We start from the raw sequence: 10,106 nt of genomic DNA on the forward strand, positions 1-10,106 counted from the left end.
TCCGTACTGAACATATTATACATTATTTTCAGTATAGTTGAGCTTATTATTGACTAGAGTCATGCTCTCGCTGGCCGAGAAAAAACCCTTGATAGGATGGGGAGTAGAACGTACCCTTGAGCCTTCTCGTCATGATCACCCTGACCGATAGCGCCATCCAAGAGTTGAAGCGCCTGCGCAGCAAGTACGAAAAAGAGGGATCCCAGCCCATCCTGCGTCTGGGGGTCAAGCCGAGCGGCTGCTCTGGCCTCTCTTATGTGATGAACTTCGAGTCTCAGGCCAACCCTGACGATCATACCTTCGACTTTGGGGATATCCAGGTGGCAGTGGACCCCTTGAGCATGACCTTGATCAGCGGCACCACCGTCGACTTTTCCGAGGATCTGCTGGGGGGCGGTTTCCGCTTCAGGAACCCCAATGCAATAGCTAGCTGTGGGTGTGGCACCTCCTTTGCCACTGCTGAGACTGCTGCTGTCGTTGGTCACTAAAGTCTCAATCGCTGCCTCCCACCCGCCTTTGGGCGTCAACGGTTGGAGGGCTCTAGGCTGGGCAGCCAAAGGACAAACCAAGTCCATCCCTTCTGGCTGGTGACCCGGATTTGGCCCTGCAGATACTTCACCCACTGCTTCACCAAGGCCAGTCCAAGGCCGCTGCCCGGTTGCGCCCAGGGATCCTCAGAGGGCACACGGTAAAAGCGTTCGAAAAGGTGGGGCAGGTGTTCAGGCTCGATTTGGGCGGTATTGCCGACTCTTAACTCAACCCCACCGGGAAAGGCTTGCCCCTCTAAGCGGAGGGTTCCGCCCGGCTGGGTGAACTTACAGGCATTTTCCAGCAGTTCCTTCAGGATCAGGGTTAGCCGCTGCGGGTAGCTGTAGAGCACTGCCGGGAATGAGGTCAGCTCTGCCATCTCCAGCTTCAGTTGCCGGGCTTGAGCCCGTTCTCGCACCCCGTCGAGCAGGCTTGTGCAAAAGCTGTGGAGATCGATGGCGGCAGCCGCAGAGCTCAACTCTTTGGCTTCTAGGCTCTGCAGATCCAGCAACTTGTTGATCAGCTCAATTTCAGCCTGACACTCTTCCAAAGCGATGCGGTGGTATTGGCACTGCTTCTCGTTGAGAGGAGTGCGGCCCAACAGTTCCAGGGCCAACTTGATCTTGGTGAGGGGAGTGCGCAGCTCGTGGGAAACGCTGGCCAGAAAGCTATCCTTGAGGCGGTTGAGCTGCTGCAGATCCTGCACCTGGCAGGCCAACTGGGCAGTGCGTTCTTGCACCTTGGCTTCTAGGGCTTGGTTGAGTTCCCGCAGGTGGCGTTGGGCTTGGCTGGCCTGGATCAGGTGGCGGATGCGCCGCTTCAAAACCGACCAGCGAATGGGTTTGGAAATGTAATCGCTGGCCCCGGCAGCAAAGGCTTCATCCACGCAGGACTCATCTTCCAGCGCCGTGACGATGAGAATGGGCAGATCCGAGTTTTGAGCATGGAGGCGGCGACAGCACTCAAACCCATCCACATCCGGCATGACCGCATCCAGCAAGACCATATCCACTGGGTGTTGAGCGGCTAGCTGCAGACAGACTTCGCCGCTGCTGGCTTCCAGGACTTGGTAGCCTTCTCGCTCAAGGGCGTAGCGAACCAAGAGTCGCTGGCTGGGCTCATCGTCCGCGATCAACAACAACGGCTTCTTTTCAGGAGAGGGGGATCCCGCCTGGGCCTCAGGAACCGCCGGCGAGCTGGCCGGAGGGTGGGGATTGGGCCTCAGCATAGGCATCGAGAGGAGAGGGAGAAAAGCTCTGCACTCAGAGACTGAGGATAACTTGCCGATATGCCACCTCCAGCTTCTGCACGGCTTGCTCTATAGTATCCCATTTTACAGAACTGGCTGGCTCGGCATGAACCAGCTTTTCCAACTGCTGACACAGCTCGGCCAGACGTTTGGCGCCCAGGGTGCTGCTGCCGCCTTTGAGGCGGTGGGCCAACCGAGCAATGGCTTGGGGATCCCGCTGCTCTAGGGCCTGCCGCAGGGATCCCAATAGAGCTTCGCTGTCCTGCCGGTAGGTTTGGATCATCTCCTGCCAGGCTTCTGGAGAGCTGAAGACTGCCCGCATCTGGGCGAGGATAACGGGGTCGAGGGGCGGATCCTCTTCTTGGCTGGCCGGGATGGGAAGGGGAAGGGATCCCTGAAGAACCCGGACTAGGGTAGCCGGCTCCAAGGGTTTGGTTAGATAGCCATCTACCCCGGCAGCTTGGGCAGCAGCACGGCCTTCCGAAAACACATTGGCCGTGAGGACAACAATGCGAGGCTGGCGCTCAGGAGGCAGTTCAGCGCGGATGCGACGGGTGGCCGCAAGACCATCCAGCTCCGGCATTTGCATATCCATCAACACCAGATCGTAGGGTCGCAGGCGCAGAGCTTGGACGGCTTCCAGACCGTTGCCGACTATGTCGGGCCGGTAGCCCAATCGCTCCAGCATGAGGCGAATCACCTTCTGGTTAACCGGGTTATCCTCTGCCACCAGGATCTGAAGCGGGTAGCGGCTGGCCAGGGTCGCGTCCCAAATGGAGGGAGGAGCGGCGGGAGAGGAAGATAAGGAGGAAGGAGCTTTTTCTCCCACAAGCCCCAGCAGCAGCTTCCGCAGTTGGGAGGCTTTGACCGGCTTGGCCAAAGTGGGGAGAGGGTCTGCTGTGGAGAGGAAGTTGCGCCCCGTCAGCACTATGGGCAACAGGTGGGGTTGCGCTTTCCGCAGGTCAGCCGCCAGGGTCAAGCCATCCCGGTCTGGCAGGGTGGCATCCAGAAGGGCCAGGTCAAAAGGACGAGTTCTAACTGCAGCCTGGGCTTCTGCCGCCAAGGCACAACAGGTTACCTCCATGCCCCAAGCGCTCAGCAGTCGGGATAGCAACTGCCGTTGACTGGCGTTGTCTTCCACCAGCAAAACCCGCTTGCCGGCCAAGCACGGATCCGGTGCGGCGGTTGGCAACAGCTCCTGGTCTGGCCTCTTTAGGGGGATGCGAAAGCGAAAAGTGGATCCCTGGCCCGGCTGACTTTCCACCCCGATTGCTCCCCCCATGAGCTGGCAGAGACGCTGGCTGATGGCCAAGCCCAGGCCGGTGCCCCCAAACTGGCGGCTGATGGAGCTATCCACCTGGCTGAAGGGCTTGAAGAGGCGATCCAATTTTTCGGGGGGAATGCCAATGCCTGTATCCCGCACCTGAACGTTGACCCATTGCTTTTCAGGATCCCTCTCCCCTGCCTCGACCGTCACCACTACCTCTCCCTGGGGGGTGAACTTGATGGCGTTGCTGAGCAGGTTGGCCAGGATTTGGCGCAGCCGGTTGGGATCCCCTATCAAGGTTGGCGGCAGGTTGGGATCCACCCAGGCCACCAGTTCCAGATCCTTGCTCTGGGCTTGGGCGGCCATCAAATCCAGCAGCTCTTCCACCAACTGCGGCAAGGAAAAGGGTATTTCCTCCAGTTCCAGTTTTTGGGACTCGATCTTGGAGAAATCGAGGATGTCGTTGATTAGGTTCAGCAGCACCTCGCCTCCATAGCGGATGGTCTGTACCCAATCCTGCTGCTGCGGATCCAAGGAGGTGTCCAGGAGTAAACTGGTCATCCCCAAAATGGCGTTGATGGGGGTGCGGATCTCGTGGCTGATGGTGGCCAGGAACTCGCTCTTGGCGCGGCTGGCGGCTTCGGCTGCTTCCTTGGCTGCTTTCATCTGCTCTTCTGCCAGCTTGGCTACGGTGATATCCCGTCCGGCGGCGTAGATCAGGGATCCGGCCAAAGAGGCTCGCCACTCGATGAAGCGATAGCTGCCGTCCTGAGTGCGGTAGCGGTTGACGAAGTGATCCAGCCGTTTCTCTTCGACAAGCTGCTGCATGGCGGCCTGTGTGGCGGGGACATCTTCCGGGTGAACCCACTCCAAAAAGGGTCGGCTCTGCAGCTCCTGCAGAGAATAGCCCAGCGTAGTCTCCCAGGCTCGGTTAAGACGGCGAAAGTACCCTTGGGCATCGGCAATGCAAAGCAAATCCAGAGCCACCGAGAAAAACTGCTCCAGCTCCGCTTCTGCCGACTTGCGGGCAGTGATGTCCACCGCGGTAAACACCCAACACGGGATCCCGCGCAAGACAAGGGGCTGCACAAACACGTCTTCCCAGACAACTCGGCCATCCTGCCGCTGCCATTGCCACTCAAAGCGGGCGGATCCCTGCTGGCGGGCTTGCTCCAAGTAGGACTGCAGCGAGAACTCCCCGCCCCGAAGAGCCTGGCGATAGGGAGACTGCTCGGAAGCGTCGAAGGCCCGCAGCTCCTCCAGGCTGGAGAAGCCATAGGCCGAAATGGCTTGGGAGTTGGCCTCCAGGATCTCGCTCGTCTCTGCATGGCGGATGAGGATGGCCACAGCGGCATTCTCAAACAGAGCCCGGAACTTCTGCTCGCTTTCCTGGACGGCCTGCTGGGATCGCACCCTGTCGGTAACATCGCGGACGATCACCACCACCTCTTGGGGGTTGAGGGGCACAATGCGCACCTCTTCGTGGCGGGTCTCCCCTTCAATCTCGATGCTTTGGTCGTAGCGCTGCCGCGTCTGGGTAGCTATAGCCTGCTGAACAAAGAAAAGCCGCCGCTCGGCCAACTCCGGTGGCAAAAGCTCCTGCAGGGATCGGCCCACGTAGGTGTCGGGTGAGCTATAGGGAACAACCTCGCCCCCCCAGACAAAGCTCAAGCAAATGCCCTGGCTATCCAGGCGGAAGATCAAGTCGGGAATGGCTTCTAGAATGGCTCGCTGCACCTGTTCAGCGGCTTTCAAGGCCAGCTCTGCCTGCTTGGCTTCTGTAATATCCCGCACGATTGCCAGGACTTCCTGGCTGTTGAGAGGGACAATGCGGGCCTCTTCGTAGCGTACCTCCCCTTGAACTTCAATGCTGTACTCGTAGCGCTGTTGGGTTTGGGTGGCCAGGGCTTGCTGAACATAGAAAAGCCGCTGCTCGGCCAGCTCCAGCGGCAGAATTTCCCGGGGGGATCGGCCCAAGTGCTGCTCGGCTGGAGTGTAGAGATGGATATCGCCTCCGGAAATAAAACTCAGGCAGATGCCCTGGCGATTCAGGCGAACAATAAGGTCGGGGATGGCTTGGAGAATGGCCCGCTGGGTGGCTTCCATTTCTCTAAGGGCCAACTCCGCCTGTTTCCGCTCGGTGATATCCCGCACCAGGATGTAAATTTTGTCTCTCCCGTGAGCGACAACGCAGGCTCTCCGATAGCAGCGGATCCCCGGCTCAATCTCAACTTCGTACTCTAGGTACTGCGGCGTCTGGCTGACCAAGGCCCCCTCCGCCAGAGATGGATACTGCTCTTTCAGCGAGCCAGTAAACACGTCTTGGGCGCGGCAACCCACGTAAAACTCAGGCGGATGTCGGGTGGGAACGTAAGGGGAAGGCTTGCAATGAAGAATGACTCCCTCGGCGCTGAGCTCAAAAATCAAGTCGGGAATGGCCTCGTAGAGGGCGCGGTAGCGAGACTCGCTTTCCTGTAGAGCCCGCTCCATCTTGACCCGCTCGCTGATGTCGCGGCTGGTGATGAGGATCCCGTCTCCCACCGGCACCACTTGGTGATGGATCCAACTGGCCTTCAAGCCCGGCTGCCCCGAAATGGGGAACTCCTCTTCCAGAGGAATGCCGGTTTCCACCACTCGCTTGTATTTCTCAAAAAAGCCCCCCCAGCGGTTGATGGGCAGCAGCTCGCACAGCCGCTGGCCGATGATCTGCCGGCGCTGGAGGGAAATGAGCTCTTCCCCCTTGGCGTTGACATCCACAAAGACAAAGTCGCGGATCTCGCGGGTAACGGGATCCCGCACCGCCTCCAGCAGGTAAATAGCATCCAAGCTGGCTTCCAAGGCTGCCCGAAAACGAGCCTCTGGGCTGGGGGTGCCTCTAGGAGGTTGGAAGGGAAATCTTCGAGAAAGGGATCCCAGGATCCCTCTGAAGACAGAAAGCGGCTGACTTTCCCCCAGGCTGACGCCAAGCAGCAGGAGAGCCAAGAAGAGGGATCCCAGCAGCCAAAAGGCAAGGCCAGAGGGATCCACCAGGCCCACCGTTTTCCCTACCGCCCATAGCTCTCTGTGCATAGAACCCAGAGATTCCTGCCCCCTTTCCACAGTATCCCAGCAAGTCTTTCCAGCTTATCTTGGAGGTCAAAAGGGGAAGCTCAGCTAACTTGCGGAAATGGCCTCTATGCAATGGGCAGGATTCCTCAAGAGTGGCTTTTTGGGGAAATGAGTCTTGGCTCAAAGCTTTGTTTCTGGGTGCAGTAGGGAGAGAGACTCTTTATTGTGAAGATGCTTTATTGTGAAGAAAAATAATTGTGAAGAGTCAGCGGGATCCCTTGCGCCAGCGGCAGTAGAGTTTTTCCAACTCCACCCAGACCATAACCACGGTGCTAAAGCCCAAGCAGATCAAAAGTTCAGTGCGGGTTAGCTCCTCTGTGCCAAAGAAGCTGCGCAAGAAAGGCACATAGAGCAGAGCCAATTGCAAGAGCAGAGTGGTCAGGACCGCGCCCAGCAGGTAGGGGTTGGAAAAAGGGTTGGTCTCGATGGTGAGCTTCTCGTTGGAGCGCACGGCCAGCGCATGGCCCATCTGGGCGATACACAGGGTGGTGAAGACCATTGTGCGCCAGTGGGGGATGTAGGCTTCCACAATGGCCATCATGAGGATTGTGGAGATGGCAAAAACCACGCCGATGCGCACCATGTAGGCTCCCAGCCCCTGGGCGAAGATGCTCTCTTTGGGGTTGAAGGGGGGGCGCTGCATCACCCCTGGCTCCGCCGGTTCCAAAGCCAAGGCCAGAGCGGGCAGGCCATCGGTCACCAAGTTCATCCACAAGATCTGTAGGGGTGTCAGCGGCACATCCCCCAAGCCCAGGATGGGGGCAGCAGCCACCGTCAGCACCTCACCGATGTTGCTGCCCAAAATGTACTTCACAAAGCGGCGGATGTTGCTGTAGACCACTCGCCCTTCTTCAATGGCTGCCACGATGGTGGCGAAGTTGTCGTCCAGCAGCACCATATCGCTGGCCTCTTTGCTCACATCGGTGCCCGTGATGCCCATGGCAATGCCGATATCCGCCTGGCGCAGAGCAGGCGCGTCGTTGACCCCATCCCCGGTCATGGCCACGAACTCGTTTTGCTTTTGCAAGGCCTGGACAATGCGCAGCTTGTGTTCGGGGGCGACGCGGGCATAGACCCTGACGGTTTGTACCGTTTGCAGCAGCTCCTCGAAACTCAAGCGGGAGAGGGTACGCCCGTCAATCGCCTGATCCTCCGACTCGAGAATGCCCAACTCCCGGGCAATGGCCACAGCCGTGAGCTGATGATCGCCGGTAATCATCAGGGTGCGGATCCCGGCTTCTCGGCAGCGGGCCACGGCCTCTCGTGCCTCTGGTCGCGGAGCATCGTGCATCCCCATCAGGCCCAGCCAAACCAGGTTGTGCTCCACCTCTTCCCCGTTGTCCGGGATCCGCTCTAGCCTCTGGGTGGCTACCCCCAGAACCCGGATACCTTGGGCGGCCAGGCGGTTGTTGGTGCCGAGGATGGCTTGGCGATCGGTTTCCGACAGCTCCTGCCAAGTGCCCCCTTTCTGGATACGATCACACCGCTCCAGCACCAGCTCTGGGGATCCCTTGGTGTAGACGCAGTAGCCGCCGTTTTCTTGGATCACCACGCTCATGCGCTTGCGTTCTGAGCTGAAGGGGAGCTCCTGCACCCGTGGGTAGCGCTCCTGTAAAGAGCCTTTGTGGAGGTTGGCCTTGGCGGCTGCCACCAGCAGGGCGGCCTCGGTGGGATCCCCCAGGATGGACCAGGTGGGCGTTGAAGGGGGAGAAGAAACTGCAGACCGTGGGTTGCGACCGGCAACGGGTTGGAGGCTGGCCTGCAACAGGGCATCGTTGCAGAACACCACGGCCCGCAAGATGGCCTGCAGATCCGGGGCGCTCCCGGGATCTACGGGCTGGCCGCCGCAGTAGAAGGATCCCTTGGGAATGTAACCGGTGCCGCTGACGTGGTAATGGCGGTCGGGGGTAATGATGTCGGTTACCACCATTTTGTTTTCCGTGAGGGTGCCGGTTTTGTCGGAGCAGATGGTGGTCACGGATCCCAGGGTCTCTACTGCCGGCAGGCGGCGGATCAGGGCGTGGCGGCGCACCATGCGTTGGGTGCCTATGGCCAGGGTGACAGTGATCACCGCAGGCAGCCCCTCTGGTACCACGGCCACGGCCATGCTCAAGGAAGTTTCCAAAAGCGAGGTGAAAGGGGCCATACTCCTGGCTTGCAGCAGCCCTATCCCCACCACCAAGGCCACCAAAGCCAGGGATCCCGACACCAGCACATTGCCCAGTTGGCTCATGCGCTTCTGCAGCGGGGTGGGCTCGGTCTCCACCGATTGCAGCAGCTTCGCCACCTTGCCCAGCTCCGTGTTCATGCCGGTGGCAGTAACCAAGAGGATCCCTCGCCCCTGAATCACTTCGGTGCCCATGAAGGCCATGTTGCGCCGTTCCCCCAGCTCGATATCCGGCGGGAGGACGCAGTCTGCCTGTTTGGTTACAGGGGTGGCTTCTCCGGTCAAAGCTGCTTCCCGCACCTGCAGGTTCACGGCCTCGGCCAAGCGCCCATCGGCTGGGATCTGTACCCCGGCTTCCAGCAGCACGCGATCCCCCGGCACCAGTTGGCTGGCTGGAACTTCTTGCCACAGGCCATCCCGCTCCACCCGCACAGTAGGGGAAGCCAGTTTTTTCAGGGCCGCCAGCGCTTTTTCCGCCCGACTTTCTTGCAAATAGCCCAGGCCACCGTTAAGGCCAACGATCAACAAAATGGCCAGGGCATCTTTGGGAAACTCGCCTTCTTGCAAGTCCAAAGTGGCCGAGATCGCGGCTACAGCGATCAGCATCAGCAGCATGACGTTGCGGAATTGATCCAGCAGGACTTGCCAGGAGCTACGGCCAGAGGAGGTGATCAGCTCATTGGGGCCATACTCCCGCTGCCTCTGGATTACCTGCTGAGTGGTGAGGCCGCGATCGGGATCGGTCTGCAACTTCTGGATGGCGGCGGCAAGGGTGAGGCTATGCCAAGCAGGGACAGAGGAAAGGGAGGATCCATCCGGTGGGATCATTGCGGCCACTCAAGGGTTCTTGCCGAATTTTGACATACTCCCCGCCCTCGAGGGGGAGGATTCTTGTCATCTCCCCAGTTGTTCGGGCCATAGCTCTTCTGGCGCCAGCGGCTGGGATCATCTTCAGAGCGCCAAGCCCACGACGAGGATCGAACTCGTGACCTCCCCCTTACCAAGGGGGTGCTCTACCACTGAGCCACGTGGGCAAAGCCAATGGTGGGCCGAGTTGGATTCGAACCAACGTAGGCGTAAGCCAGCGGATTTACAGTCCGCCCCCTTTAACCCCTCGGGCATCGACCCATTGACACCGGTCTTTCATCATAGCAGAAGGTGTTGCGTAAGTCAGACACACTCCCACTGTGCCAATTGTCAGCCATCTCAAAACCGAGGAGTCAGAGTCGAAGCGGAACGAGGCAGCCCCAGAGCTGGGTATAAAGGGATTGGGTTAGGGCTGGGCACTTTTCAAGACAAACTGAATAAGGAACTTGATATCGTTTAAGACAGTTTTCTGACTCCTGACCATGATTTCGACCCTCGGCACTCCCACCCATCCAGAGCAGACCCTTTCTCCCAACCAGTCTTTGCGCCCCTTGACCAGCCGTATCAACAGCCGGGGGCACTTGGAAATTGGGGGGTGCGACGTGGTGGAGCTGGTGCGCCAGTTTGGATCCCCTCTCTACATCCTGGACGAATGGACGCTGCGCCGCGCCTGCCAGCTTTACCGTGACACCTGGGCCCGCTGCTACGCCGGGGGATCCCGGGTTTTGTACGCCACGAAAGCCTGGAATTGCCTGGCCATCTGTGCATTGGCGCTGCAAGAAGGGCTGGGGTTGGATGTGGCTTCTGGCGGGGAGCTGTACACGGCCCTGCAGGCGGGGGCCAAAGGTGAAGATCTCTATCTGCACGGCAACGCCAAGTCTCTCGACGAGCTGAACTTGGCCCTGGAGACGGGCTGTACT

4 protein-coding genes, 2 tRNA genes and 1 pseudogene are annotated in these 10,106 nt (G+C 59.4%); 2 read left to right on the forward strand and 5 right to left on the reverse strand.

Going from position 1 to position 10,106, the window contains the following annotated elements; all coding sequences use genetic code 11:
- The first annotated feature begins 116 nt into the window (after positions 1-116).
- Positions 117-488, forward strand: coding sequence for a HesB/IscA family protein (locus NW839_RS10420; RefSeq protein ID WP_238376723.1), 372 nt, complete (start codon positions 117-119; stop codon positions 486-488).
- 35 nt (positions 489-523) lie between these two features.
- On the opposite strand, the gene NW839_RS10425 is transcribed toward NW839_RS10420, so the two are convergent.
- From NW839_RS10425 to NW839_RS10445, 5 genes are all read right to left on the reverse strand, one after another.
- Positions 524-1,756, reverse strand: a complete 1,233-nt coding sequence (locus tag NW839_RS10425; RefSeq protein ID WP_414350145.1) for a response regulator — start codon at positions 1,754-1,756, stop codon at positions 524-526.
- 34 nt (positions 1,757-1,790) lie between these two features.
- Positions 1,791-6,113 (reverse strand): PAS domain S-box protein, encoded by a 4,323-nt coding sequence (locus NW839_RS10430; protein WP_414350146.1) that lies wholly within the window; start codon positions 6,111-6,113, stop codon positions 1,791-1,793.
- Positions 6,114-6,357: 244 nt separating this feature from the next.
- Complete coding sequence (locus tag NW839_RS10435; protein ID WP_414350147.1) at positions 6,358-9,147, reverse strand: cation-translocating P-type ATPase; 2,790 nt, start codon at positions 9,145-9,147, stop codon at positions 6,358-6,360.
- Positions 9,148-9,281: 134 nt separating this feature from the next.
- Positions 9,282-9,353: transfer RNA gene (locus tag NW839_RS10440), tRNA-Thr, on the reverse strand.
- A gap of 8 nt (positions 9,354-9,361) precedes the next feature.
- Positions 9,362-9,447: transfer RNA gene (locus NW839_RS10445), tRNA-Tyr, on the reverse strand.
- Between the two features lie 221 nt (positions 9,448-9,668).
- Here NW839_RS10445 and NW839_RS10450 point away from each other — a divergent pair.
- Positions 9,669-10,106: pseudogene (locus NW839_RS10450) on the forward strand (diaminopimelate decarboxylase); the annotation flags it as partial.

Origin of the sequence: Synechococcus sp. R5-15 (assembly GCF_047462035.1) — a bacterium.
GTDB lineage: Bacteria > Cyanobacteriota > Cyanobacteriia > Thermostichales > Thermostichaceae > Thermostichus.

Excerpts from the sequence above, each read along its gene's own strand:
- NW839_RS10435 (WP_414350147.1), bottom strand. The coding sequence starts at position 9,147 with ATGATCCCACCGGATGGATCCTCCCTTTCCTCTGTCCCTGCTTGGCAT.
- NW839_RS10430 (WP_414350146.1), bottom strand. The coding sequence starts at position 6,113 with ATGCACAGAGAGCTATGGGCGGTAGGGAAAACGGTGGGCCTGGTGGAT.
- NW839_RS10425 (WP_414350145.1), bottom strand. The coding sequence starts at position 1,756 with ATGCTGAGGCCCAATCCCCACCCTCCGGCCAGCTCGCCGGCGGTTCCT.